The 25,776-nt window shown below is 63.5% G+C and carries 26 protein-coding genes and 2 pseudogenes; 14 read left to right on the top strand and 14 right to left on the bottom strand.

What is annotated here, in order from left to right:
* Positions 1 to 390 precede the first annotated feature (390 nt).
* Complete coding sequence (locus tag EOA85_RS04280; protein WP_065008657.1) at positions 391 to 1,314, top strand: hypothetical protein; 924 nt, start codon at positions 391 to 393, stop codon at positions 1,312 to 1,314.
* A 484-nt stretch (positions 1,315 to 1,798) separates the two neighbouring features.
* Complete coding sequence (locus tag EOA85_RS04285; protein WP_206523240.1) at positions 1,799 to 3,280, top strand: hypothetical protein; 1,482 nt, start codon at positions 1,799 to 1,801, stop codon at positions 3,278 to 3,280.
* A gap of 189 nt (positions 3,281 to 3,469) precedes the next feature.
* Here EOA85_RS04285 and EOA85_RS04290 read toward each other — a convergent pair whose 3' ends face one another.
* The 6 genes from EOA85_RS04290 to EOA85_RS04315 are packed head-to-tail and all read right to left on the bottom strand — an operon-like array spanning position 3,470 to position 9,274.
* On the bottom strand, positions 3,470 to 4,399 hold the full coding sequence (locus EOA85_RS04290; protein ID WP_127208500.1) for a phosphatidate cytidylyltransferase: 930 nt from the start codon (positions 4,397 to 4,399) through the stop codon (positions 3,470 to 3,472).
* 12 nt (positions 4,400 to 4,411) lie between these two features.
* Positions 4,412 to 5,074, bottom strand: a complete 663-nt coding sequence (locus EOA85_RS04295) for a lysophospholipid acyltransferase family protein (RefSeq protein WP_127208501.1) — start codon at positions 5,072 to 5,074, stop codon at positions 4,412 to 4,414.
* An 8-nt stretch (positions 5,075 to 5,082) separates the two neighbouring features.
* On the bottom strand, positions 5,083 to 5,511 hold the full coding sequence (locus EOA85_RS04300; RefSeq protein WP_127208502.1) for a hypothetical protein: 429 nt from the start codon (positions 5,509 to 5,511) through the stop codon (positions 5,083 to 5,085).
* Positions 5,508 to 6,860 (bottom strand): phosphatase PAP2/dual specificity phosphatase family protein, encoded by a 1,353-nt coding sequence (locus EOA85_RS04305; RefSeq protein WP_127208503.1) that lies wholly within the window; start codon positions 6,858 to 6,860, stop codon positions 5,508 to 5,510. Before EOA85_RS04305 ends, EOA85_RS04300 begins: the two co-directional genes overlap by 4 nt.
* Before the next feature lie 2 nt (positions 6,861 to 6,862).
* On the bottom strand, positions 6,863 to 8,641 hold the full coding sequence (locus EOA85_RS04310; RefSeq protein WP_127208504.1) for a bifunctional alpha/beta hydrolase/class I SAM-dependent methyltransferase: 1,779 nt from the start codon (positions 8,639 to 8,641) through the stop codon (positions 6,863 to 6,865).
* Between the two features lie 30 nt (positions 8,642 to 8,671).
* On the bottom strand, positions 8,672 to 9,274 hold the full coding sequence (locus tag EOA85_RS04315) for a CDP-alcohol phosphatidyltransferase family protein (protein ID WP_127208505.1): 603 nt from the start codon (positions 9,272 to 9,274) through the stop codon (positions 8,672 to 8,674).
* Positions 9,275 to 9,499: 225 nt separating this feature from the next.
* Between EOA85_RS04315 and EOA85_RS38650 the strand changes: the two are divergent.
* From EOA85_RS38650 to EOA85_RS04335, 4 genes and pseudogenes are all read left to right on the top strand, one after another.
* Positions 9,500 to 9,609, top strand: a pseudogene (locus EOA85_RS38650) (RpiR family transcriptional regulator); the annotation flags it as partial.
* Positions 9,606 to 10,552, top strand: a pseudogene (locus tag EOA85_RS04325) (ribokinase). The pseudogenes EOA85_RS38650 and EOA85_RS04325, both read left to right, overlap by 4 nt.
* A gap of 407 nt (positions 10,553 to 10,959) precedes the next feature.
* Positions 10,960 to 11,295, top strand: a complete 336-nt coding sequence (locus EOA85_RS04330; protein WP_245485609.1) for a hypothetical protein — start codon at positions 10,960 to 10,962, stop codon at positions 11,293 to 11,295.
* A 731-nt stretch (positions 11,296 to 12,026) separates the two neighbouring features.
* Positions 12,027 to 12,224: a periplasmic heavy metal sensor gene (locus EOA85_RS04335; protein WP_245485610.1), complete on the top strand. Its 198-nt coding sequence runs from the start codon at positions 12,027 to 12,029 to the stop codon at positions 12,222 to 12,224.
* A 68-nt stretch (positions 12,225 to 12,292) separates the two neighbouring features.
* Here the strand turns inward: EOA85_RS04335 and EOA85_RS04340 are convergent, their stop codons facing one another.
* Positions 12,293 to 12,829 carry an Hsp20/alpha crystallin family protein gene (locus EOA85_RS04340; RefSeq protein ID WP_127208507.1) on the bottom strand — a complete coding sequence of 179 codons (537 nt, stop codon included), beginning with the start codon at positions 12,827 to 12,829 and terminating at the stop codon, positions 12,293 to 12,295.
* Between the two features lie 54 nt (positions 12,830 to 12,883).
* On the bottom strand, positions 12,884 to 13,348 hold the full coding sequence (locus tag EOA85_RS04345; protein ID WP_127208508.1) for an Hsp20 family protein: 465 nt from the start codon (positions 13,346 to 13,348) through the stop codon (positions 12,884 to 12,886).
* 237 nt (positions 13,349 to 13,585) lie between these two features.
* On the opposite strand from EOA85_RS04345, the gene EOA85_RS04350 reads away from it, so the two are divergent.
* Together EOA85_RS04350 and EOA85_RS04355 are read left to right on the top strand one after the other, a co-directional pair.
* A complete protein-coding gene (locus EOA85_RS04350) occupies positions 13,586 to 13,798 on the top strand; it encodes a hypothetical protein (protein WP_065009118.1) in 213 nt (70 codons plus the stop codon).
* Between the two features lie 154 nt (positions 13,799 to 13,952).
* Positions 13,953 to 14,210: a DUF982 domain-containing protein gene (locus EOA85_RS04355; protein ID WP_127208509.1), complete on the top strand. Its 258-nt coding sequence runs from the start codon at positions 13,953 to 13,955 to the stop codon at positions 14,208 to 14,210.
* 27 nt (positions 14,211 to 14,237) lie between these two features.
* On the opposite strand, the gene EOA85_RS04360 is transcribed toward EOA85_RS04355, so the two are convergent.
* The gene (locus tag EOA85_RS04360; protein ID WP_127208510.1) at positions 14,238 to 14,525 is read right to left on the bottom strand and encodes an usg protein; all 288 of its coding nucleotides are present in this window, start codon (positions 14,523 to 14,525) and stop codon (positions 14,238 to 14,240) included.
* Positions 14,526 to 14,888: 363 nt separating this feature from the next.
* Between EOA85_RS04360 and EOA85_RS04365 the strand changes: the two genes are divergently transcribed.
* The 4 genes from EOA85_RS04365 to EOA85_RS40060 all read left to right on the top strand — a co-directional run bounded on the left by EOA85_RS04365 (position 14,889) and on the right by EOA85_RS40060 (position 17,820).
* Positions 14,889 to 15,203: a co-chaperone GroES gene (locus EOA85_RS04365; RefSeq protein ID WP_065009117.1), complete on the top strand. Its 315-nt coding sequence runs from the start codon at positions 14,889 to 14,891 to the stop codon at positions 15,201 to 15,203.
* A 57-nt stretch (positions 15,204 to 15,260) separates the two neighbouring features.
* Positions 15,261 to 16,892, top strand: coding sequence for a chaperonin GroEL (groL, locus tag EOA85_RS04370; RefSeq protein ID WP_095520911.1), 1,632 nt, complete (start codon positions 15,261 to 15,263; stop codon positions 16,890 to 16,892).
* Positions 16,893 to 16,975: 83 nt separating this feature from the next.
* Positions 16,976 to 17,191: a hypothetical protein gene (locus EOA85_RS04375; RefSeq protein WP_127208511.1), complete on the top strand. Its 216-nt coding sequence runs from the start codon at positions 16,976 to 16,978 to the stop codon at positions 17,189 to 17,191.
* On the top strand, positions 17,188 to 17,820 hold the full coding sequence (locus EOA85_RS40060) for a DUF982 domain-containing protein (RefSeq protein WP_348627879.1): 633 nt from the start codon (positions 17,188 to 17,190) through the stop codon (positions 17,818 to 17,820). Before EOA85_RS04375 ends, EOA85_RS40060 begins: the two co-directional genes overlap by 4 nt.
* Positions 17,821 to 17,886: 66 nt before the next feature.
* Here the strand turns inward: EOA85_RS40060 and EOA85_RS04385 are convergent, their stop codons facing one another.
* From EOA85_RS04385 to EOA85_RS04405, 5 genes are all read right to left on the bottom strand, one after another.
* Positions 17,887 to 18,903 (bottom strand): ABC transporter permease, encoded by a 1,017-nt coding sequence (locus tag EOA85_RS04385; RefSeq protein WP_095520909.1) that lies wholly within the window; start codon positions 18,901 to 18,903, stop codon positions 17,887 to 17,889.
* A complete protein-coding gene (locus tag EOA85_RS04390) occupies positions 18,900 to 20,477 on the bottom strand; it encodes a sugar ABC transporter ATP-binding protein (RefSeq protein WP_127208512.1) in 1,578 nt (525 codons plus the stop codon). The genes EOA85_RS04385 and EOA85_RS04390 overlap by 4 nt, the downstream gene beginning before the upstream one ends.
* Before the next feature lie 278 nt (positions 20,478 to 20,755).
* Complete coding sequence (locus tag EOA85_RS04395) at positions 20,756 to 21,706, bottom strand: substrate-binding domain-containing protein (protein WP_127208513.1); 951 nt, start codon at positions 21,704 to 21,706, stop codon at positions 20,756 to 20,758.
* A 382-nt stretch (positions 21,707 to 22,088) separates the two neighbouring features.
* Entirely contained in the window at positions 22,089 to 23,096 is a 1,008-nt protein-coding gene (locus EOA85_RS04400) for an aldo/keto reductase (RefSeq protein ID WP_127208514.1), read from the bottom strand.
* A 367-nt stretch (positions 23,097 to 23,463) separates the two neighbouring features.
* Positions 23,464 to 24,045, bottom strand: a complete 582-nt coding sequence (locus EOA85_RS04405) for a hypothetical protein (RefSeq protein ID WP_206523241.1) — start codon at positions 24,043 to 24,045, stop codon at positions 23,464 to 23,466.
* 521 nt (positions 24,046 to 24,566) lie between these two features.
* On the opposite strand from EOA85_RS04405, the gene EOA85_RS04410 reads away from it, so the two are divergent.
* Positions 24,567 to 24,791, top strand: a complete 225-nt coding sequence (locus EOA85_RS04410; RefSeq protein WP_029351283.1) for a hypothetical protein — start codon at positions 24,567 to 24,569, stop codon at positions 24,789 to 24,791.
* A 109-nt stretch (positions 24,792 to 24,900) separates the two neighbouring features.
* Positions 24,901 to 25,776: DNA polymerase ligase N-terminal domain-containing protein (locus tag EOA85_RS04415; protein ID WP_281033703.1), on the top strand; the 876-nt coding region annotated here is incomplete at its 3' end.

Here is a 25,776-nt window from a genome sequence, read left to right on the forward strand (position 1 = left end):
GAATTATAGTTTGTTAATCTCCAGATTAACATATGTTAATCGAAGCACGATCCTGATAAATCCTTTATCCTTATATCTAACTTTCATTTGAGTAAGTTGTTCCCTGGATTTTAATTGGCTGTAGCCGCCGAGCCGGCCACTTGCGCAATTGTTCGAAGAGACGCGGCGCTGTGCCAACACCCGACGGACATGTCGCCTCGGCCAAGGCGGAGGCGCTTGCAGCTTCATATCTCGCCAAATGTGGCGCATCGCCACAGAACGGCTGAAATCCGCTCAATCGTTCAACAACCATTCATGAGCGCAGGTATAAGAGTTAATGAGCCGCGCATGATTCGTTTTGGTCGCCACAGATGGCCGAAGAGGGCAGCCACCGTGAGAGAGCCGCAAGGAATGAAGTTCAACTTTGAAACCAACGTCTTTCCGTTGTTTCACCCGCAGTCCGTGGATGATCTGAAGGATCCTTGTCCGGTGTTCGACGGCGAGATTTGGCACGTCTTCGGTTCCAGCGGCACTGTCACGACCGAGAGCTGGAAAATACTACATGCCACGGCTCCGGACCTTTATGGGCCGTGGACTGAGCATGAGGCGCTCGACTTGCCGGTAACCGGATCGGGCATAGCGGCGCCCGGCGTCATTCATGAATGCGGCGTCTTCCATATGTTTATCCAGACCGAATTCATGAAGTCGGGCGGACGTTGTGAACATGCGGTTTCCAATGATGGCTTCAACTGGGTGGTGCTGAAACCGGCGATATTGTCCCTGCCGGGCACCGATGAGGACGGGATCTATGATCCCCATCCGGCGATCATCGGCGGCAAGCGCTACATCGTCTATTCAGGCATGCCTAAATTCACCAGGGTGCCGCAGCCTGACGTCTATCTGGCGCGCAGCCAATCCGATTCCTGGTTCGGGCCGTGGAAACGTCTCGGCAAGATATTGGACCATCTCGACGTTCCCCATCACAATGCGCGCGAGCATCCGGACTACGAATGGGGGATCGAGGGCGCCCAACTGGTCGAACTGCCCGACGGTCGCGTGCTTCTCAACGCCACCTGCTTCCTTCCCGAGGGTCCGCGCGGAAGTCGTCAGCGCGTATTCTTCGCCATCGCCGACGACGTCCAGGGTCCCTACGTGTCGGTCGGCCCCGTGCTGGATCCTGGTGAGCCTGGGGAGAACGGCCATTCGACGGTAATGATCGAGGGCGGGAAACTGACCTTGTTTTACCAGAGCAGACGTGAGGCAACGAACCATCGCTGGCGTTTCGGACTGGCTAGGTGCGACCTGGATCAGCAAGTCCTTTCACGAGTCGCCTAACAGGGACGAGCGGGGCCGAGGCGTCGTGGCTGAGTCATGACTATTTCATTCGCGTTCCTGCGATCGTCCATAGCGATAGTCCATAACGTAACGGTGATCGCTAGGCCGGCTCTGCCGCAAGGGCGCAGCAAACTACGCGCCATGATCGCGTCCTGGCTGGTTCTTCGTCAGGATCGACCGAGACCTGGATTACCTGGGGATCAACCACGTCGAGGGAGCCTTATCAACTCATGACTGCCCAAGAAGGGGCCTGAGTGGAAGAAAGCGATCCAGTTCCTGCATAGATGGGTTTGGGACGGGGTAGCCCCACCGGAGGTGCGTCAGGCCTTCGAGGCCGTCGCTTAGGAGAAGGAGATGTTCCTTCCCTGCGACTAGGGCAGGGCATTCTTGCACTGCAAATAGATGACAGTCCGTTGGCCTGCCAACCCGGCGAAACATTTTGCCACCGCGGCAGTTATACCGCTCCGGGGACGAAATTCGGGGCATGCCTTTGAACGATATTAGATTGGCGATACCGCTGGTCGGGGAAGTGGAAGACACTGCGCCGAGATCGGCTGCCGGCCTGCCTTGGATCAAGTTAGCCGGTTCCTATTTCGCAACCGAGGACGGCGAGGCATGGACGCCGATCGGGCACAATGATGCGGTAAGCTGGCCCGAACTCAATGGCCTGTTCCGGCGCGCCGATATGGCCGGCGTGGAAAATCATCTCCGTCGGCTGAAGGAAAGCGGCGTCACCTGCCTCAGGCTGATGCTGGAATATGCCCAGGTTCGCCACCGCTACTTCGAGAAGCCGCAGGGCCGCTTCGTGCCGGCAATGGTGCAATTGTGGGACGACCTCTTTCGTCTTTGCGAAAAACAGGGCTTAAGAATCCTGCTCACCCCCTTTGATACGTTCTGGCAGTGGCTGCACTGGCGCCACCACCCCTACAACCGCAATAACGGAGGCGTGCTGGACCACCCGTCGCGATTCCTGATCTGCGTCGAGACGCGCCGCGCGATCAAGGCAAGGCTGGAATTTGTGGTTCGCAGATGGAGCGGCAGCGGAGCCTTCTTCGCATGGGACCTCTGGAACGAGATCCATCCCGAGCAGGCTCAGGGCAGCGCGGATGGCTTCGGCGCCTTTATCCATGATCTCAGCGATTTTGTGCGCCGGCTGGAAACGTCACTTTACGGCCGCTCTCACCCGCAGACCGTCTCGCTGTTCGGACCTGAGCTTCGCTGGCGGCCCCACATGCCGCTGCCCGGGCCGATCTTCCGCCACCCAGACCTCGACTTCGCCTCCCTCCATCTCTACGAGGAGGGCACGATCGATGACCCCAGTGACACGGTGGCGCCGGCGCTCGGCATGGCGCGGATCGTCGGAGAGGCGCTCGGCGAAATCCGTGACGGCCGCCCTTTTCTCGATTCCGAGCACGGCCCGATCCACTCATTCAAGGACAAGAAAATCACGCTTCCGGAACCTTTCGATGATGAATATTTCCGCCATTTGCAATGGGCTCACCTGGCCGCGGGGGGCGCGGGTGGCGGCATGCGGTGGCCAAACCGCACCCCGCACGTGCTCACCCCCGGCATGCGGCGTGCGCAGCGTTCGCTGGCCGATTTCCTCCCTCTGATCGACTGGGTTTCGTTCCGGCGTGCCCATCTCGGCAACAAGATGCGGGTTTCCGGTCCCGACGCCGCGGCTGTTGCCTGCGGTGACGATTCCCAGGCAGTGGTCTGGCTGGTTCGCCGCGACACGATCGGGGGGAACGGTATGCTTCGCGCCGGCGCTGCGCCGGTTCCGGTCGCCTTGGAGCTGCCCGGGTTGGCTCGCGGCACCTATCGCGTCATTGCCTGGGATACCACTGCCGGCAGGCAAACGGCGGATTGGCAAGCGAATTCGGACGGCTGGCTGAAGCTTGATGTGCCGCCGTTCTCCGCCGATGTCGCCCTTGCCATCCGCCGAGGCGTTCTGGCTGCGCCATAACTATTTCATCCGCGGTCCCGTTGGTCCAAGCAGAGCCACGGGAAATACCTCTCACGACCTGCGGCAAGACTCGAAGGGGTAGCGTGGGGATCCGCAGGTTGCGCTCAAGGTCGCTGGCAGGCGCCGCATTCGCCGCTGGCTGTCAAGAAAGCGCCGCTTGCGGCTGCAAAATAAGGCTGTAGTTCGCTGTCACGCCCAGAAATAGCGCACGGTGTGGAAGAAAACCGGGGCAGCGAAAACCAGGCTGTCGGCGCGGTCCATCATGCCGCCATGGCCCTCGATCAGATGGCCCCAGTCCTTCACCCCCTGATCGCGCTTGATGGCGGAGGCGACCAGTCCGCCGAGGAACCCCATCAAGCAGGCGATGAAGGCGACCCCCGCCGCCTGGAGCGGCGAAAACGGTGTCAGGAACGACAGCAGCGCGCCAAGCAGGCTCGACGTCGCCAGCCCGCCGACCAGCCCTTCCCAGGTCTTCGACGGCGAAACCTTCGGCGACATCAAGTGCCTGCCGAACAGCTTGCCGAAGATGTATTGCAGCACGTCGCTGCCTTGCACGGTGATGATCAGGAATGCGATCAGCAACAAATTGCGGCCCTCGAAACCGGGCACCTCGAGCGTCAGCAGCGCCGGCACGTGGCTGACGCAGTAGACCGAGATCATGACGGCCCATTGCTGCGCCGAGACGCGCTCGAGAAAGCGCTCGGTGTCGCCATGAAGCGCGGTGATCGCCGGCATCAGCAGGAAACAGTAGACCGGGATGAAGATGGTGAAGAGGCCGTACCACGCGGTCCACACCAGCCAGTACTGGAACGGGATGATGATGCCGAACATGCCGAGCAGCACCCAATGGTCGCTGCGGCGGCTGTGCGTCAGCGTCACGAATTCACGCAAGGCCGCAAACGAGATCAGCGCGAACAGGATGGTCATGCCGGAGCGGCCGAAGAAGAAGGCGACGGTGATCGCCACGACCATAACCCACCAGGCGTTGATGCGCTGGTTGAGGTTGACCAGCGTCGAGGACAGCGGCTTCGGCGCGCGCCACGACAGGATGCCGGCAACCAGGCTTGCTGTGGTCAGCACCGCAGAGAGGCCGACAACCAGAATGAGGGTCTCGTGCATTGGCATGTTGTTCTAGTCGTCTCTTAGCGGGCGGGGATTGAGCGCAAGCAGCGCCTTGCGGGCGCGGTCGAGAAAGGCCCGGCGTTCCTCGCCGGGCGCAATGGCGATCGGCGCGCCGAAGACCACGCGGCAGAGCAGCGGCACCGGCACGAATTGGCCCTTGGGCAGCACCCGCGACATGTTCTCGATCCAGCACGGGATGAGTTCGACGTCGGGCCGCGCCATCGAGAGATTATAGAGGCCGGAGCGGAACGGCAGCAGTGGCTCGTCTGTCATGTTGCGCGTGCCTTCGGGGAAGATGATCAGCGAATGGCCCTCGTCGAGCACCGACAGCATAATCGAGATCGGATTCTGAGCCTCATCGATCCACTGCCGGTGGATGAGCACCGAGGAGAGCATGTCCTGCGCGATGAACCGGCGCAGCCGTGATTTTCCCCAATAGTCGGCGGCAGCGACGGCATGGGTGCGGGCGCGCTCCTTCTCGCTGAGGCAGGCAGACAGCAGGATGAAATCGCCGTGGCTGGCATGGTTGGCGAAGTAGATGCGCTGCCGGTCCGACGGCTTGCTGCCGTTCCAGATCGGCCGCACCCCGGTCACCGCCCAGGCCAGCGCCGATAGGCCGACCGAGGTCACGGTCTGCAGCAGGGTGAAAGTCCTTGTGCCAAGCTTGCTCATCGTCCGGCTCAGAAAGACAAGGCGACAGCGGATGCCGCCACGAACAGGCCGAGTGCGATGCGCTGCTTCATCAGCAGGCGCTGCGTGCCCGCGATGCGCCGGTCGAGCGAGCGGATGCCGGCAGCGGCCGGTTTGACGCGCATGCGCGCCAGCACGTCGTCGACCGAGGCACCGCCGGCGGCTTCGCTGATGTGGCTCGCCATCAGCCAGAACAGCAGCGCGTCGAAGACAAGCAGGGCCGAGACGGCGAGGGTGACCATGCCGCTCGCTGCCGCCACCAGCCAGGCCGCCGACGCCAGCGTCGTCGTCTGCGGCTGCGCTGCCACGGCAATGAACGGCGCGGCCACCAACGCGGCCAGCACCAGCAGCAGCGGCCACACCGCCTGCGTCATCAGGCTGGCGGCGAAGGCCTCGGCTTTGTCTCGATGGGCACTCATGTCGGCTCGTCCGCCGCGATCCGAAGATGCACCGGACGGCCCGATGCCGTTAGCCGCTTATGCGCCTGCGCCGGCGTTGGCGAGCGACCGCTGGCAACCAGCCAGTTGGCGACGATGGCGGCGCTGCGCTGGAAGCCGAGCGCGCAGCAGACCAGCACGGTGCCGTGGCCGCGGGCCGCCTCGATCGCCGCCACCGCTTGCGTTTGCGCCGCTTGCGAGGGCGGCAAAAGATCGACCATGGCGACAGCCGTCCAGCGGCAGGTGACGCCGCGCGGGCTTTCCAACTCGCCGGCAAGGTCGATTACCGTGCCGAAAGCGTCGGCCTCGGCGGCGGTGGGAAAGCGGCCGAGAAAGACGCCGTCGGCGATCGCGACATGCGGCGGCAGCTTGCGCGTCCACGCCCACACATTGATCCTGGCGCCAAGCCGGTAAGGCAGCAGCACAACACGGCTGGCCAGCGAGACGCTGCCATCGGCCGTTTTCTGGAACACTTTGGCGCCGGCTCCGACATAGGCGAAGGCGACGATGGCCAGCGCCAGCGCCGGCCACAGCAGGATGAACCACAGCGCCGAGACGAAGGCGCCGGCAACGGCGCCGGCCAGTGCCAGGGCTGCGACGAGCGCGTAGAACAGCGCCAGCCGCCGTGCCTTGGGATCGGCGGTCAGCCGGAAGCCGGCGAACGGCAATTCGCCGTCGCGCGGGAACAGCCACAGGGCGAAGAAGCCGAGCAAAGCGCCGGTTGGGATATCGATGACATGGTGCTGCCATGTCGTCAGCACCGAGGCGCCGATCAGGAAACACCAGACGTGCCAGACGATGGCGGCCAGGCCTTTGAGCCGACAGCGCCAATGATCCCAGATGATGACAAGCAGCGCGATGTGCAGCGACGGCGCCTGGTTGAACGGCTTGTCGAAGCCGCCGAGCACCGCGAACATGAACCCCGGCAGGCCTGATGTCTGCGGCCGCATGAAGGTCGCCGTCAGCGGGAACAGGATGAAACAGGCGACGGCGACGATCTGCGCCGTGAGGTAACGGCCGGCGAGCCGGTCGACGCCGCGCTTGGTATCGTTCAACAGCAGCGACAGGCCGTAGAACAGGTTGATCGACCAATAGGGCACGATCGTCCAGGCGATGAACGGGATGCCGCGCTCCCAGGCAAAGACGATGCTGCCGACATCGTCGCGCTGCGACGCCAGCCAGTTGGCGAAGCCGTAGGTCACGTAGAAGAACGGCGCCAGAAACGCCAGCCACAACGCAGCGCGCAGCACGATTAAGGCGTACGGCTCGCGCGCGGAGGCAGAAAGGGCAGGGGCCGCGGCAACGGCGGGACCAAGGACTGGCAAGACCATGCTCAGACGCGCCGCGCGATCGAGACGGTGAAGATGCCCCACTGGTCGATGCGCTGGTCGAGCTTTTCGAAGCCGGCCGCCGCCACCAGCTGGTCCATCTCGCCTTGCGTGCGCCGGCGCATCACCCAGGCCTGGCCGCCGCGATGCGAGGTCAGACTGCGCGCGATCATTTCGAGCTGCGGATGCCAGGGCTGGTTGGTGTAGAGAAGCAGGCTGCCGGGCTGCATCGCCTTGGCCAGCCCGCCGAGCGAGCGGGCGACCATGGCGTTGTCGGCAAACAATTCGTAAAGCCCGGAGACGATGGCCAGGTCCGGCGCCGGATCGAGCCCGGCCAGCATTTGGGCGTCGAATGCGTCGGCCTGGTGGAACGAGACGCTGGTCGGCAGGTGCCGCTCGGCGATCAGCTTGCGGCCGAGCGAAACATTGAGGTCGGAAAAATCCTGCAGCCGCACGCTGGCCGGCGGCTCAGTGCATTTGGCGACGGCGTCGAGCACGTAGCGGCCGTGGCCGGCGGCGATATCGACGATATGGACCGGCCGGCCGGCCTTCAGCGTCCGCGTGGCGCTGCCGATCAGCTCTTCCAGGTGCAGCTTGCGGTGGCGGATGCCGCGCCAGCCGATGGCGTCGAGAAAGGTGCGGTCGATCATGCGGCCGAGCGGACCGTGGCCCCGCGCCTCGTTCTCGTAGACATAGTCGAGAGTCGAGCCGGAATCGAAGCCGGTGGCAATTCCCGTCTTCATGCCTGACGACAGCCAGGCGCCCATGCGGATCGAGGCGCGGCTCATTGCCCAGTAGAGGCCCCTCGGCGACAGCAGGGCGAGCGGCGAGGCGAGCCGGTCGGCCTCGTCGCGTGTGAAGCTGGCGCGGTCGGCCGCGGTCAGGTCGACCGGCTTCTCCGGGCTCGCGAACTGTCTTTCGAGGAACGGCTTGATCAGATCGAGTGCCTTGCGGCGTTCGCGTTCGCCGAGCGTGTCGTGGAAGAAGTCGGGCAGCACATGCCGCTCCTTGGCCGGGCTGGCGAGATTGACGAAGAACTCGTGCTGAGGTCCATGCCGCACCACCCAGTCGCTGCCGGAGATGAGCAATTGCGTCGGCACGGTGATGGCGCGGGCGTCGGCGACGATACGCGCGGCGTGATCGTAGAGCTCGACCAGGATGTTGGACGCGATCGGCCGCGTGATCAGCGGATCGGCCTCGAAGGAGACGATGCGCTCGGGGTCATGCGTCAGGAACTTGGCCTTGACGTAGGAATTGACGAAGAAGCGGCCCTTGATCTTCTGCCACAGCGCAATGCCTTGCTTGGCGAAAGGCAGGTAGAGCTTGACCGAAAAGGCCGGCGAGGCCAGCACCACAGCGCGAATCTGCGGTGCATAATCATGCACCCAGGCGGCGGCGAGCACCGCGCCGAACGATTGGGCGATCAGCGCGATTTCGCGCTGGCCGAACCCGTCTCTGCCGATCTCGCGCACGAAACAATCGATGTCGCGCACCAGCGCGGCAAAGGACGGCGCATAGCCGCGTTCGCCGGCCGAGCGGCCATTGCCGCGCGCGTCCCAGGCATAAAAGGCATGGTCGGGCATGTCGAGTTCGTCGACCAGATGCGCCATGCGGCCGCCATGCTCGTGGCCGCGGTGGAACAGCAGGACCGCGCCCTTGGCAGGTCGCCCGACCGCCGGCCAGTAGCGGTAGAAGATCTCGGTGCCGTCATGCGTGCGGAAGGTGCGTTCCTGCGCCACCCGCTGCTCACTTGCGGAAGCGGCAATCGTTGGTTCATGAAGCATGTTGTTCCCCTGCCGGATGCGACCGGAATTTCAGCCACCGCTCCGGTTAAGGCCGCTGCGTATCCGGTTGATGGCGGTCACCAGCGAGAGTGTAGCCATTGCCGGAAACACAAACGGCGTGATCGCTTCCACCCATAGGCCGCAGGCGATGAGGAAGGCGACGATGCCGAGCGCCAGCGCCCGATCGCTCTTGCCGAACGGCCCGGCATAATTGCGCCCCGTGCCCGCCGCGATGCCGAGCACACCGGCGAATTCCACAAGCACTGCCGTGATGGCAAAGGCGACGACGCCCCACGCGGAGAAGAGAGCGGCAAAGGCCAGGATCAGCGCGAGGTCTGAGACGACGTCGCAGAGTTCGTTGAGGTACATGCCAAGCTTCGAGGCCTGACCATGTTCCCGCGCGAGCATGCCGTCGATGGCGTTGAGTGCCATGCGCGCAAACAGCACCACCGGCATCAGGATGAAGATCGCGCGATGGCCGGCAAGGGCCGCGACCAGAATGCCGGTGGCGACCGACAGGGCGGCAGCCAGTAGCGTGATCTGGTTGGCGGTGACGCCGGCCCCGGCCAGCCGGTCGGCGAGCGGCCGCAGCTTCGCCTGGAAGGCCGGTTTGAGCGCATAAAGCGTCGGCATGTGCGAACCCCCCGGCCGCGGTGCAACTAACGTCTGCGAGGATGGTCAATTGGCGCGCAAGACGCAAGGGCGGCGAGCGGTTGTACATGGTTACGATCAGCAGCGCTGGCCGAGGTAACAAGCGACCGCTGTGCAAGCTCGGAATAGAGCGCCTGAATCCGCTGCACGTGCGTTGTTACCGTTTTCGCGAAAGCGGTAACAACTCAGCTTAAAGCTGCGTGGACACTCGACGCGCTGTTCGTCGCGGTGGCGCAGCGCGACTACCAGGCGGCGGAGCGCAATCTCGGCCGTACATGTCGGCGGTGACGTCGAAACGCCGGGACAGGGGCACATGACGGCTTCCCCGCCCCTGGTCACCGTGTTCGGCAGCCTGCATTACGACATCATGGTCGAAACGCCCGACCGCCCGCGCAAAGGCGAAACTGTGACCGGCCATGCCTGGCAGCCGAAATGTGGCGGCAAGGGCGGCAATCAGGCGGTGTCGGCCGCGCGGGCCGGCGTGCGCTCGGCGATGATCGGCGCCGTTGGCGATGACGATTTCGGCCGCGTGCTTCTCGGCAATCTCGAACGCAAAGGCGTCGACAGCCGCTTCGTGCGGGTCGCGCCTGGCGCCGGCTCCGGCATGAGCGTGGCGATCTTCGACGACGGCGGCGACTATGGCGCTGTGATCGTCTCAGGCAGCAATCTCACCTTGGGCGAGAAGGACATCGCCGCCGCGACCGAGATGGTTGCGCACACGGCGGTGCTGTTGCTGCAGAACTGCCTGAAGCCGCCAACATTGCCGCAGCGCGGGCGGTGAGGAGACACGGTGGTCGGATCGTGCTCAACGCCGCGCCCGCGCGAAAGCTGACCGGCGACCTGATCGCACTCACCGATATCGTTATCGTTAACGCCATCGAGGCGGAATTTCTGGCCGGCATTCCGGTCGTCGACACGCTCGAGGGGGCTGCCGAGGCGGCACGCATGCTGGTCGATTTCTACCCGGCCGCGATCGTCACGGCCGGCGGCGAGGGCGTTGCCTATTGCGACCGCGACGGCCAGGCGTTCGCGCTGGCGGCGATCCCGGTGAAGGTCGCCAGCACCCATGGCGCCGGCGACGAGTTCGTCGGCGCGTTCGCGGCAGGCCTTGCCCGCGGGCATCAGGTCGAGGTCGCCATCGCCGCCGCCAACGCCGCCGCGGCCTTGCTGGTCGCCACGCCGGAAACGGAAGTGCGAGGCGATCTGAGACAAGGCCCTGAGAAGGGGGCGCTGAGAAGGGGGCGCCCATCTCAGCTATAGGGCGACCAGCACTGCGGACCGACGCCCTCAGGATGGCAGCTCGGCATAGTCGGGCGGGGCGCTCATTGGGGATGATGCTTTGTTAGCATCGGACTGGCGAGCCACTTACGGCAACAAGGTTAGTTCGGTGCACCACCAGCAAGAAGGTATCGAAAGCCGTTCGTCGTCATCCAGCGGCACGTGCCAGATGCGTTGCCCACGCGCGGAATGGCTCCCGGTTCGGGGTCTATATGCGGCTTTAGCATCGCGACTTGCCAGCAATGGCGCCCGTGATAGGCGATAGAAAGGCCCGCGCCGTTTAATTGGAGGACGCGGGGCAGGGTATTGCGGCCCAGGATTGTTCACGCCTGGTCACACGCCGACCGGGCCGGCCGCAAACGGCTGCACTTTAGTGGAACCTAATTTAAATGACGCTATTATCGTGCATGGGGAAACGCGAGGTCCAGACCGTTACTGAATACCGAATAGCTGGAGATCAGCTGACCGATGATCCAGTGATCGCTCTCGATATCGCGGAACGGATATTGCAGGCAGCCGAGCACGACCGGATTGTCTATGTCGTCGCGACAGCAGAGCCACCCCAAGCCGACCTTATCGAGAAAACAGAGCCTCAACAGATCAGGGCTACCACGACCTCTTTCCGCGACCTTGAAGTTTTGCTGCTTGTTCTCTATGCGGCCTATGCACTCGTCGTGCTGGGTGTCACCGCTTTCGTGGTGATGGAGTTAGGCCCGGTTCTTTAGACGTGCTTCAGCAGTTCGATAATCGAAACGAAAGCCCGCCACCCTTTCGGATGACGGGCTCCGTTGCCTGGATGCCAGGAACGCCACGGTAGCAACTTCTGCTACTAATGCTCCCGTAGATATTCAATATGCGGCCTACGCGCCGCCCGGCGCATCGGCTGAACAAATGAAGCCCGCGCCTCTGGCGGAGAGCGCGGGCCCGATCGGGTTGCAGCCCGATCCGCAGCAGGAACCCGGAGGTTCCGCCGCTCGGGAGTAATTATTAGAACTTTCTAATATCCATGCATCGTCCGGATGAATGATGTGACCGGCCTCGTAAACGAACACCTTGTCAGGAGATCCTTTTGCCTGAGTCATGTTTGCTCCCTCTCCGCCGGGCCTCAAGCAAACTTTTGAGACAAACGTTCGTATTGGTGGATGGGTGCGCTTTCAGGGAGAAAGCCGTGGGCAGACAGCAACGCACCGTCGTTTTGGTCGCAGTCTTTGCGTGTGTCCTTGGCTTTGTGCTGTTGGTCCTGATCCTGCAAATAGTGAGTTTGCTTGACTAGATAAGACACCGAAACCGGCTGCCGGTGTGAATTTTTCGCCGGCGCGCGTAGGGGGCTTCCTGCGTCTCGGTCGCTTCGTGGCCGCTCGGCTCGCAGTTTCACCGGCCCGGACAGCAACACGGTTTTCGCCCGAGGTGGGGAAGGAATTTCGCAGCATCCCGCCTCGCAAATCGTCCGCGCACCTTGGCGGCACTGCGCGAGCTGCGCATTGCGCGGGCCAATCTGGCGGCGGCGCAGCAGGCTTCGCGCTTCGACGAAGCGGCGGTGAAGGACGCGATGGCAGCGGTGCGCACCGCCACCACAAACCTTCAGGCGACGATGCAGGACCATCTCTTGACCGCGCTGAAGAACGTCAAGGCAAAGCCCGCTGCAGGAAGTTGATGCTGGCAGGGCTGTCGTTCTAAGGTGTCCGGCGCAGCCGGGCGCGTGCGCGTCCGGCTGCCGATGATTTAGTGCTTGCTTCCGCCAGAACTGACTTTGCTGCCACTGATGGCGATGCGCTTGGCCTTCGTCTGCGCGCGCTGGGTCTTGGGAAGCGTCACGCTGAGCACGCCGTTGTGGAAGGCGGCATTCACCTTGTCCTCCTCGACCTCGTAGCCGAGCGGGATGCGGCGCTCGAAGCGGCCGTAGAACCGCTCGGAGAAGTGCCTGTCCTTGTCCTCGGTCTCGGAGCGCTTCTCGCCGCGCAGCGTCAGCACGCCGTCATCGAGCAGCACCTCGACGTCCTTCTCGTCCATGCCGGGGATTTCGGCGGTCACGCGGATCTCCTTCTCGCTGTCTGAGATTTCAACACTCGGCCAGCTGGCGCGCGCCGACGAAAATCCGCTGAGCGACGGCATGCGCGTTTCGAAACCGCGGAACGCGTCATCGATCATGCGGTTCATCTCACGATGCAACGCCATGAACGGGTCCCGGTCATCGTCACGATAGAAGCTGGGAACCGGACTGTTCTCCCGGCCCCACGGAATGAGATCACGAATAGCCATTGACGTTCTCCTTTCTCGACTGGTTGTGCCAAAGGCGCCAGAGCTCGCCCTCGCTCAGGCGGCCTGCTTCGGCTTCTCGACCTGCCCGGCCTTCGGCGCGCCGTCTTGCTTGGCGATTGCAATGCGACGCGGCTTCATCTCCTCGGGCACTTCGCGCACAAGGTCGATCGTCAGCAGGCCGTTGTTGAGCGAGGCGCCGGTGACCGTCATGTGATCGGCAAGCTCAAAGCGCCGTGTGAACGGCCGCACCGGAAGGCCGCGATGTAGATATTCCACCGTGCCCTGTTCCTTGCGCTCGCCCGAGACGATCAGAAGGTTGGGCTCGTGGCTGATGTCGAGATCGTCTTCGGAAAAGCCGGCGACGGCAATCGTCACGCGATAGGTGTTCTCGTCGCTTCGCTCGATGTCATAAGGCGGCCAGTTTTCCGCTGCCTGAGGCGCGTTTTCCAGCAGGTTGAAAATGCGGTCGAAACCGATGCTCGACCGATATAGCGGGGAAAAATCGAATGCGGTTCTCATAGCTACATCCTCCATTGAGCAACATAGTACGAGGGTCGCCAAAGAGCTTGGCGCTCCCTGGGTTCTGCCGGCCCCATTCGGCAACCGGCAATGTCGATTTGGTTATTGCCAGCCCGAAATCAAGACCCAGATTCTGTCCCGCTGCCAGAATTTTTGTTGTCAGATTGTAGCTGGGAATGCCGTTTCAACCGTCATTTGAGGGTCGCGCCGGCCCGCCGCATGGAGGATATCATGACCATGACACGCGACGAGATCATTTCGGTGCTGGGCCCGGTGGACGACGCCGTTATTGCCGACATTGCCTCGACCGGCGCGACGATCGAGGAGTTGCGGGAGGCCTTTGCGTGGGTCGGCGCCGATGAGGCGCTGGTGAACGAGGGCCGCCCCTTGCCGTCGGCTAGGGTGGCGACGCTGATCGGGCTTCTCGAGCCGCCGGACGACGACATATAGCCGGCCGCTGCGTCTGGGCGGGAGACAGGGTTTGGGCAGGAGGTGTTGAAGCGCGCAGGCAGACGAACCATCTCGTTTGCCGGCGCCGATCGGGCCGCCCTCCTGCTTAATCGAGGATGTTACTTGCTCTAAAAACAGAAAGAAGGAGGAAGTGATGAAGGACGTCCCATTTTCCGAGCCGATCACGCTCAAGCTCCAATCCGTCGGAGAGCGCAAGGTCGCCAGCAGCTGGGAAGCCATCGAATGTATGCAGCAGTGGCCGGACCGGGCGCGCGGCCGGAGCTGGCGCGCAGCCTATCGAGCCTGCCGCGACGCGCTCGACGGTTGGCGCACCGCCCGCGAGGCCCGCAGCGCCTTCATCAAGGCGGCTCGCACGGCCGGACTGCTTGTAAAGGGACGTAAATCCACCTGAACGGCCGTGCTCCGAGCGGCGCCTGTCTCACTGCAGCGTAATAACGCCGCCCACCGCCCGCCATTCGGAGGGCTGGATCAGACGGTGGTGGGCGACGCGCACGGAATGCAGCGGGCCTTCGATCTCGCGTTCCCAATATTCGAGGAAATGCTTCAGCGTCGGGAAATCCGGGGCGATGTCGTATTCCTGCCAGATGAAGAGCTGCAGCAGGTTCCGATAATCGGGAAGACGATAATGGATCTCGGCCGTCGTCAGGCCAAAACCCTGTATCTGGAGCCGGAACGCGGTGCTGACCTGGAATTCATTGCTGACCATGCCATCTCCTTTCGAACGTTCAGGCGTCCATCCTGCGCATGGAAAAACGCTTCCGCTTCCTCATCGGTTCCGGCCGCCGGCAGGCGGTGCCGGGATCGACGACGAAGTCGGAAGGTTGCGCCGCGATTCCAAGCTGCGTCCGTCGTTTCAAGTCCTGGAATAGCGTTAATATTACAGTGCGTTGGCACTTGACCACGGCGAGTGCTAAAATTTTTTCGGCATCCTCTTGAATGCGTGGATCGGCAGACTAACTCGATATGCGCGCTGCCTGAACAGGAGTCGCGCACCGTCGTATCGGCCGGTGTACCGGTCGGCTGCGAAGGGAGGTCCAAGAAAATCTGTTTGTCCTATGAGGAGAACGACATGGCGTTCCGTCCATTGCATGACCGTATCCTGGTCCGCCGCATCGAGGTCGACGAGAAGACCGCGGGCGGCATCATCATTCCCGACACTGCCAAGGAGAAGCCGCAGGAAGGCGAGGTCATCGCCGCCGGTCCCGGCGCGCGCGACGATAGCGGGCAGTTGCAGCCGCTCGACGTCAAGGTCGGCGACCGTATCCTGTTCGGCAAATGGTCGGGCACTGAGATCAAGCTCAATGGCGAGGACCTGCTCATCATGAAAGAAAGCGACGTGTTGGGCGTAATCGAAGCCACCGACAAGATGCAGAAGGCCGCCTGAGCGGGCCTGGACGAGCAACCAGTCAACGAAAAGCTGCCTGTTTGAAGGAGTTATCCAATGGCTGCCAAGGAAGTGAAATTCCATACCGAAGCCCGCGAAAAGATGCTGCGCGGGGTCGATATCCTCGCCAATGCGGTGAAGGTGACGCTCGGTCCTAAGGGCCGCAACGTCGTCTTCGACAAGTCGTTCGGCGCTCCCCGCATCACCAAGGACGGCGTGACCGTCGCCAAGGAAATCGAGCTTGAGGACAAGTTCGAGAACATGGGCGCGCAGATGGTGCGCGAGGTCGCCTCGAAGACCAGCGACACCGCCGGCGATGGCACCACGACCGCGACAATTCTTGCTCAGGCCATCGTCAGGGAAGGGGCCAAGGCGGTCGCCGCCGGCATGAACCCGATGGACCTGAAGCGCGGCATCGACAAGGCGGTCGACGCCATCGTCGCCGACCTAAAGTCCAATGCCCGCAAGGTGACCAGGAACGACGAAATCGCCCAGGTCGGCGCCATCTCGGCCAACGGCGATGCCGAGATCGGCCGCTTCCTCGCCGAGGCGATGGAAAAGGTCGGCAATGAGGGCGTCATCACCGTCGAGGAAGCCAAGACCGCCGAAACTGAGTTGGAAGTGGTCGAAGGCATGCAGTTCGACCGCGGCTATCTCAGCCCCTATTTCATCACCAACCAGGACAAGATGCGCGTCGAGCTCGAAGAACCGTATGTGCTGATCCACGAGAAGAAGCTGTCCAATCTGCAGGCTATGCTTCCCGTACTCGAAGCCGCCGTGCAATCCGGCAAGCCGCTGCTGATCATCGCCGAGGACGTCGAAGGGGAGGCGCTGGCGACGCTGGTCGTCAACAAGCTGCGCGGCGGCCTGAAGGTTGCAGCCGTCAAGGCGCCGGGCTTTGGTGACCGCCGCAAGGCTATGCTGGAAGACATTGCCATCCTGACCGGCGGCACGGCGATCTCGGAAGACCTCGGCATCAAGCTTGAGAACGTCACATTGGAGATGCTCGGCCGCGCCAAGAAGGTGCTGATCGAGAAGGAGAATACCACCATCGTCGACGGTGCGGGCCGCAAGGATGAAATCCAGGCGCGCATCAACCAGATCAAGGCGCAAATCGAGGAAACCACCTCCGACTACGACCGCGAGAAGCTGCAGGAGCGGCTGGCCAAGCTCGCCGGCGGTGTCGCCGTCATCCGCGTCGGCGGCTCGACCGAGATCGAGGTCAAGGAGCGCAAGGATCGCGTCGACGACGCCATGCACGCCACTCGCGCGGCGGTCGAGGAGGGTATCCTGCCCGGCGGCGGCGTGGCGCTGCTCAGGGCGGCGAAGGCGCTCGATAACGTCGCCGTTGACAATCCCGACCAGAAGACCGGTGTCGATATCGTGCGTCGCGCCATCGAAGCGCCGGTGCGCCAGATCGCCGAGAACGCCGGTGCGGAGGGTTCGATCATCGTCGGCAAGCTGCGCGAGACAACCGACTTCGGCTATGGCTGGAACGCGCAGACCGACGAGTTCGGCGACCTGTACGGACAGGGCGTCATCGATCCGGCCAAGGTCGTGCGCACCGCGCTGCAGGGTGCCGCCTCTGTTGCCGGCCTGCTGGTGACCACCGAGGCGATGGTGGCCGAGAAGCCGAAGAAGGAAGCGGCCGCTCCGGCGATGCCCGGCGGCGGCGGCATGGACTTCTGACGCCAGGCTTCTAAGGACAAACGGCCGTGTCCGCCGACGCGAAGTCGGGCACGGCCTTGCCCGGCTCATAAGCAGGTGTTGCCATGGACATGATGAACAGTTTTGGAAAGATCGCGGCGCCGACTCTTTCCAAGACCGATTTCAACTATGAAACGGAGTGCAAAACGGTGCTGGCGCCGCTTGTCGACGGATTGCTGGACGCGGTCGAGTCGGCCGGCTGGGATCGCCGCAAGGCAGCCTACACGCTGATGTTCCTGTCGGCCCAGCGGTTGGGAGCCGACAAGGAGGAGCGTAAATGATTGCGGAGCGGATGCGTGAGTGCCTGCGCCTGCTGAGGTGGTCGGAAACCGATTTCGCCGAAGAGGCGGGCTATCCGGTCGCTAAGGCAAAGGCCTGGCTCTACGGGCGTGAACATCCGCCCCTTGTCGTAATGGCCTGGCTGGAGACGCTCGCCAAGGTGCACCGGCTGCTGCCCCGGCCGAGCATGCCGCCGCAGCCGGCCGCGTTGCATTCGCAGATCGGCGCTGTCATCGCGCAGGCCGTTCTTGAGGATCGCAGCGGCCGGACAGTTGAGTCCCGAAAGGAGCTAGTTGAGCTTCCAAAGGAGAGTGTCATGGATCGTTCTTCTTTCGCAAAGCCGGTCACCATCCTCACCGGCCTCGGCAACCCGACCAAGATAGAAAGCGCGGCTGAGGCCTATGCGCTGCTGTCCGACTGGCCGTCGGCGAGCCGGACGGCCGCGCATGACATCGCCGCCAAAGCCTGCCGGGCCGCGATGGAGGGAGAGATCGACGCCGAGACGGCGCGGGCAACCTTCGTGGCGTTTGCCCGCCGCAACGATCTTCTCGCGCCGCAGACGAGCTCTACGGTTGCGGGCGGAACAGTCGCCGATTGGACGCGTTCGCAGCGTGTGAACGCATCAGCGTGAACGCGCCTTTTCCTTCCCCCACAACAGGGGGGAAGGTAAGATCGCTTTGCGCCGGATCCTCAATCCTCACCGCCTTACCCGCGATTTCAGCCAGCGGTCGAAGGCCACGGCGAGGATCAGGATCAGGCCGATGACGATGCTTTGCGTGTAGGACGAGACGTTGTTGAACTGCAGCCCGTTCTGCAGCACGCCGATCAGTGCTGCACCCACCACCGTGCCGCCGACCGAGCCAATGCCGCCGAATAGCGAGGTGCCGCCGATGACGACCGCCGAGATCACCGTCAGCTCGTAGCCGATGCCGGCGACGGCTTCCGAGGAATTGAGCCTCGCCGACAGCACGAAGGCGGCAAGGCCGGCGAAGAAGCCGACGATGACATAGACCGAGATCAAAATGCGGTCGACGCGCAGGCCGGACAGCCGTGCCGCTTCGGCATTGCCGCCGACGGCGTAGACGGCGCGGCCGTAGCGCGTGTAGCGCAAGACGATGTGGCAGAGGATCGCCGCCGCGGCGAAGATGATCGCCGGCACTGGGACCGGGCCGATCAGGCCGGTGCCGAACCAGCGCATCGAGGCATCGAAGCCGGAGATCGGGCCGCCATTGGAGATCGTCAGCGTCAGGCCGCGAAAGACGGTGAGACCGCCGAGCGTGACGACGAAAGGCGGCACCTTCAGCCTGGTGATGGCAAAGCCCTGGACGCCGCCGGCCATGGCGCCGACGACGACGGCAGCCAGGAGGGCTGCGAACCAGCCATAGCCTTGCGTGCCGGACGTCGACAGCGACAGCGTGTTGGCGGTGCCGCCCTTGGCCACCACCGCCGCGACCATGCCGCAAAAGGCCAGCAGCGAACCGACCGACAGGTCGATGCCGGCGGTGAGGATGACGAAGGTCATGCCGAGCGCGATCAGGCCGGTGATCGAGATCTGCCGCATGATGTTGAAGATGTTGATGGGGTCGATGAAGCTCGGCTTCAGGACGGTAAAAACGACGATCAGCAGCGCCAGGAACATCAGCGGGCCAAAGCTCATCAGCAGCCGCGCGACGTTGATGCCGCCGCGCTGGCTCGGTTCGGTCGTGCTGGTCATTGCGTCGCTTCCTGCGTTTGGTCGAGCGCCATCAGTTCCATCAGTTTTTCCTCTGTCGCCTCGATGCCGGGCATCTCGCCGGTGATGCGTCCGCGCCGCATGGCGACGATCCTGTCCGACACGGCAAGCACCTCGGGCAGTTCGGACGAAATCATCATGATGGCGATGCCGCGCGCGGCGAGCTGCACCAGGATCTGGTGCACCTCGGCCTTGGCGCCGACATCGACGCCTCGCGTTGGTTCATCCACGATCAGCACCTTGGGGTCGCGCGCCAGCCAGCGGGCGAGGATGACCTTCTGCTGATTGCCGCCGGACAGCCCCTCTATGGGCTGCTCGGGCGAGGCCATGCGGATCGACAGCGTCTTTCTGAAGCTTGCCAGCGCCTCGCGTTCGCGCCTCTCGGCCATGAAGCCGGCCGTGTTGGAGTAGCGGCCGAGCGCGGCGATAGAAAAATTGGTCAGGATGCCGAGGGTGGCGAAGATCGCCTGATGCTTGCGGTCTTCCGGCACCAGGCCAATGCCGAGCGCGATGGCGTCGGCGGGTGTTTCAGGTGCGATCGGCTTGCCGTCGAGCGTGATGGTGCCGGCGGCGATGCGGTCGGCGCCGAAGATGGCACGGGCGAGCTCAGTGCGACCGGAGCCGACGAGGCCGGCGACCCCGAGAATCTCGCCTGCCTTGAGATCGAGGTCGACGCCTTCGAGCACGATGGCGTGCGGCGCCTGCGGATCGCGCACTGTGCGCAGGCCGCGCACGGAGAGCCTGACGTCGCCGGCGACGTCACGCAGCGTCGGTCTGGCGTAAAGCTCGGATGCAGCGCGGCCGACCATCTTCTCGATGATTTTCGGCAGTTTGATCGGCCCGCCGTCGCGGTCGAGATGGCCGGCCAGCCTGCCGTCGCGCAGCACCGTCATGCGGTCGCAGATGGCAGAGGCCTCTTCCAGCCGGTGGGTGACGAACATGATGGCGACGCCGTCCTTGCGCAGCCGGCCCATGATCGACATCAGCTTCTGCACTTCGGTTTCGGTTAGCGCCGAGGTCGGCTCGTCCATGATGATGAGGCGGCTCTTCAGCGACAGCGCGCGGGCGATCTCGACCAGCTGCTGCTCGGCCACCGACAGTGCCGACACCGGTGTCGCCGGATCGATATTCAGGCCGACGCGGGCGATGATCGTGCGGGAGTCCTCCTCCATCTTCCGCCAGCTGACCAGGCCGAGCGGCCCGAGCGGCGCGCGGCCGATGAAGATGTTCTCCGCCACGGTGAGCGTCGGGATCAGGCTCAGTTCCTGGTAGATGGTGACGATGCCGAGGCGCTTGGCATCCTGCGGATTGTGCGGATTGAATTCGACGCCGTCGAAGATGATGCGGCCGCTGGAAGGCGGCATCACGCCGGACAGGATTTTGAGCAGCGTCGACTTGCCGGCGCCGTTCTCGCCGAGCAGGCCGAGGATTTCGCCGGGCCGAACCTCGAGCGAGACGTCGCTGAGCGCGGTGACGCCGGCAAAGCGCTTGGTCACGCCCTCGACGGCGAGGAGCGGGGGCGATGGCGACGGCGCTGCGGCTTCGGCTGGAGACAAAAAATCCTCCCTGAAAGATGAGATCGATCGTTCCGATTGCTACACAAGGTTGGCGGGACAGCGCCCCCCTCTGTCCTGCCCTCTTTGCCACCACTTGGCATCTCCCCCACAAGGGGGAGATTGCGCCTTCATCACTGGTTTTGCCAATCACCAACGTTGCAGAGGGAAAGCCGGCGTCGAAGCTGCCAATCTCCCCCCAAGTGGGGGAGATGCCCGGCAGGGCAGAGGGGGCGCGGCAGAACGCTACTTTTGCCGCTATGCGCGCCCTCGGCGTCTCCCTACTTCGTCTCACCCAGCCTTTCAGCCTTGTCAAGATTGTCCTTGCCGATGACGATCGGCGTCAGCAGGACGAGCTTTTCCTTCGGCTCGGTCTTGTCCCTGGCATAGGCGACGGCGATCTGCACCGCGGTGCGCGACTGCTCGCCGGGGAACTGTTCGACGGTGCCGGCCAGCTTGCCGTCGCGCACGGCGACCAGCGCTTCGGGAAGCGCATCGAAGCCGTAGATCTTGACGTCGGTGAAATTGCGCGCCGCGCAGGCTTCGACCGCGCCAAGCGCCATGTCGTCATTGGCACAGATGATCGCATCGGGCCTGCCGTTGGCGGCAAGGCCGGCCTCGGTGACGGACAGCGCCTCGGCGCGGGCGAAGTTGGCGGTCTGCTCGAAGACGATCTGGAACTTGTCCTTCAGCGGATCGAGAACATTGTGCACGCCCTTGTTGCGGTCGATCGCGGGCCCAGCACCTGGCTGGCCCTGCAAATGGAAGATCTTGGCGCCGTTCGGGAACGCCGCCACCATGGCCTGCGCTTCGGCCTCGCCACCCTTGACATTGTCGGCGCCGACATGGGCGAGGATGCCTTCGACGCCGTCGACGCGGCGGTCGATGGTGACGACCGGAATGCCGGCCTGGACCGCCTGCTCTATGGCCGGCGCCAGCGCGTTGACGTCGAGCGGCGAGATGACGATGGCGTCGACCTTCTGCACAAGTGCGGCCTCGATATCGGCGGTCTGCTTGGGCGCCGAATTCTGGCCGTCGCTCTCGGTCAGGTTGACGCCCTGCGCCTGCGCCTCCGCCTTGATCTGGTTCAGCATGTGAACGAAGAACGGAAAGCCGAGGCTCGGCACCGACCCTAGGATAGTCAGCTTGTCCTGGGCGAAAGCCAGGTGCGGCGCGGCCAGCGCCAATGTGCCCATCGCCACGGACGACAGCAGGAACTCACGTCTGTTCATCAATTTAGTCTCCTCCACATGCGCGCACGACCTCGAAAACCGGAATGGGTCTCCGGCAGGTTCATGCGTCGATCTAGAAATGGAGTGTCCTTTGAGCGCCCAAGGGGACGCAACGGCGCTCCAGCCGGTCCACCGCGACGTTCTCCTCCGCTCGGCGCCGGCGGGCGGATGCTAGCCAAGGCCGGAGGTTTGCGCAAGAACTGGGTGCTGGAAGGTCGATCGGCGCGCAGCGCCAAGCCGGATGAGGGGTGTTGGGAACGCGGCGTGAAAATATCGAAGAATTTTAGGCGATTAGGTCTCCAATTGGCGATCCGTCCAGCATCCCTCATCCGACCGAGCTTCGCTCGGCCACCTTCTCCTACAGGAGGGGGAGAAGGGAAGATCAACGATCGATCGTGACCATCACGCGTTCGTTGTAGCGCTCACCCGAGACCTTGCCCGGCGCCAGCGCGTCGTCGAGCGCCTGCATTGCGACGATGTCAAGCTGGAGGGAAGCAGCGGCGACGTTCTCCTCGAGGTATTTTCTGCGCTTGGTGCCGGGGATCGGCACGATGTCCAGCCCGAAATCGCTGCCCTTGTGCAGCAGCCAGGCCAGGGCGATCTGGCCCGGCTTGACGCCCTTGGCCGTGGCGATTTCGCGGACAACTCCGGCCGCCTGCACATTGGCTTCGTAGTTGGCGCCCTGGTAGCGCGGGTCGCCGCGGCGGTAATCGCCTTCCGGATAATCCTCAGCGCGCTTGACGTCGCCGGTGAGGAAGCCGCGGCCAAGCGGCGCGAACGGCACCAGGCCGATGCCGAGTTCGCTCAGCAGGGGGATAATCTCCGGTTCGAGGTTGCGTTCCCACAGCGAATATTCGCTCTGCACCGCTGATACCGGAAGCACGGCGTGCGCGCGGCGGATGTTGGCCGCACCCGCTTCCGACAGGCCGAAGAAGCGCACCTTGCCTTCGTTGATTAGTTTGCCGACAGCACCCGCCACATCCTCGATCGGCACTGCTGGGTCGACGCGGTGCTGATAGAGCAGGTCGATATGGTCGGTTGCGAGCCGGCGGAGCGAGCCGTCCACCGCCTCGCGGATATGCTCCGGCCGGCTGTCGCGGTCGGTGCCGATCTGCTTGCCGTTTTCGATACGGAAGCCGAATTTGGTGGCGATCGTCACCTCGTCGCGCCGGCCCTTCAGCGCGCGGCCGAGCAGTTCCTCATTGGTGTGCGGGCCATAGACTTCCGCCGTATCGAGGAAGGTGCAGCCGAGTTCGATGGCGCGGTGCAGGGTGGCGATCGATTCCGCCTCGTCGGCCGGGCCGTAGGACTGGCTCATGCCCATGCAGCCGAGGCCGATCACCGATACCTGCAGCCCCTGGCTGCCGAGCTTGTGTGTGCTCAAGGTCATGGATGAGATCTCCGGATAGTGTCAGGGTTCGTGTACGTCAGGACTTTCGTGTACGTCAGGACTATTGCGTCAGGACCATATAGAGCTCCCGCTCAATTTCCACAGTCGCTCGGACTGTGGGCCGGGCGCACGATCACGTGAGCGTCAGAGGAAGATGACCCGTTCCTCCCCCTCTTCGAAGGCCAGTTGCTGCAAATCTTCCGGGTCACGTCCACGCTGTCTCAGGATCGTACGGCGCGGACCTACGTCGGCTGACGACCCGCCGCCTTCGAATTCAAGGAAGCGCTTGAAAACGAGACAATCGACGTCAGCCTGCAAGTTGATGCAGCGCAGGAGCGAATGCAGGAATCGGTGCGGCTCGCCCGATCTATGCCGGCCGATCCACCCTGAGTTTGCTTGCCATCATGTTCAACCGGGGCAGCAGCAACGATATCAAAGGCTTGCGTATTGGCTTTTCGATAAAGAATGAAATCACGAACGAGGCCGACAGCAATGCCGTCAGCACAATTGCGAGGGCGACCCACCGGCCGACCGCCGGCGACAGCGCGTTGAGCCAGAGCGTGCCGATTTTCTGATGCAGAAGGTAGAGTGGATTGAGCCCGCCCAGCACAAGCACCAATGGCGTCGGTGCGATGCGGCGACGCAACAGGAGAGCTCCGCCGAACAGGGCATAGACGATGACATTTGCGGCAAGCAGATTTGAAAGCGGCGGCGAAAATCCGAAATGAGCCTGCATCCAGTCGGCGCCGGCGGTCACTTCCTTGCATGACAGCAGGAACGCCGCGGCGAGCAGCAGCAGCGCCTCGGTGGACGAACCCTTGGCGACAATGTGCTGGGCGATGATGCCGCCGGCGAAATACGGCGCGTATTGCGTGATTAACACCATCTGCAGGGCTGTGCTGTGGACGACCGACTCGTTGAGGACGGACATCAGCAGCCATGCCGCCACGAGCTGCAGCTTCCATCGCGAGAAGACGCCGAAGAACAGAGCGATCGCGACCCAGCCATAGAAGACGATCTCAAGTACGATCGACCAGTAGACACCGTCCACGAAAGGTCTGTTGAAGGCCGGGGCGGCGATAAAGAGATTGGCGGCCCACGTGCTTGGGTCATATGGAAGGGTCGGATTGGCCGCCAACGTCTGCACGACGAAGCTGGCCGTCATGCAGACAAGGAAGCCAGGATAAAGCCGCGCGAATCTTGCCGCGGCGAATTCCGTCCAGTTCCGGCCTTCGGCCGACCAGGCGATGACGAAACCCGATCGCCGCGGTGAGTGTCAGGCGACCGGCACCGGCGCTGAGCGCGAGGTGCCGGACTTCGACGACGGCGCATTCGAAAGCTGACGCGCCGGCTGCTGGGAAGGATAGCCTGAACGCGAGGCGATCAAACCCCAAATTGACACGACACCCGGTCTCGGCCATCCTTATGCGAGCCGCCTTCTCCTGCGGCGGCGTGTGTATGAGCGAGTCCATGGCCAGTTCCGTCACCAGCCAGAATTCCAAGCGTGCCGCGGTGCGCAAGGCGCTCGACCGCCACAAGGTCTATATCACCGCACAGAGCTTTTCCGCCGGCGCCTACAAAGCGCGTGTCCTCGTCGACGGCGAGGCCTACTGGGTCGACGAATTCCGGCTGAGCCAGCTCCAGCAGGGTCTGTCACCGGCCGAGCTCGAACTAACGCCGGCCACCGACGATTGAGCTGTGCGAGGCACGACATCGGCCTGCCGCATGCTGGCAAAATGATTCAAGCGATGCGGGTCAAGTCCTTGTTTTTGCGCAGCCGCCGCATCCGGCCTGGCATGCGGAAATGACGCCGAAACTCAAGGCCTATCGCGCCAAGCGCGAATTCAGCAAGACGCCGGAACCCGTCGGCGGGCTGGTTGCCGGAGAAGGCAATCGCTTCGTCGTGCACAAACACCATGCCACATCAGACCATTATGATTTACGTCTGCAGGTCGGCGGTGTGCTGAAGAGCTGGGCGGTGCCTCGCGGCCCGTCGCTCAATCCCGCCGACAAGCGGTTGGCGGTCGAGACCGAGGACCATCCGCTTGAATATATCGACTTCGAAGGCGTCATTCCCGAGGGCGAATATGGCGGCGGGCCGATGATCGTCTGGGACACAGGCGTCTGGGCGCCGATGGACGATGTCGAAAAGAGCCTGCGCACCGGTTCCTTCAAGTTCCGTCTCGCCGGCGAGAAACTGAATGGCGGCTGGATGCTGACCAGGCTAAAGGCCAAGCCCGGCGACGACGAGAAGAAAAACTGGCTGCTGTTCAAGGAGCGCGATCTCGCCGCCGATACAGCGCTCGACATCCTTGCCGAGCGGCCGGAAAGCGTCAAATCGGGACGGCGCATCGAGGAACTGGTCGAAGCGCCGAAGCCAGTCCCCAAACCTGCGAAACCGGTCGTGCTGAAGCCCGGCGCTTTGCCGGGCGCCGTCAAGGCGCCGGTGCCCGCCCGCATCGAACCGCAACTGGCGACGACCGTCGCAAAGCCGCCGGATGGAGTGGACACCCGGGAGGAGTGGCTGCACGAAATCAAGTTCGACGGCTATCGCACGATGGCGCATCTGGCTGAGGGCGAGGTGCGGCTGATCACACGCGCCGGTCTCGACTGGACCAGGCGCTATGGCGACCTGCCGCATGCCTTCGCCAGACTGCCATGTCGTGAGGCTGTTATAGAT

It is taken from the genome of Mesorhizobium sp. M5C.F.Ca.IN.020.29.1.1, assembly GCF_003997375.1.
Taxonomy (GTDB): domain Bacteria; phylum Pseudomonadota; class Alphaproteobacteria; order Rhizobiales; family Rhizobiaceae; genus Mesorhizobium; species Mesorhizobium wenxiniae.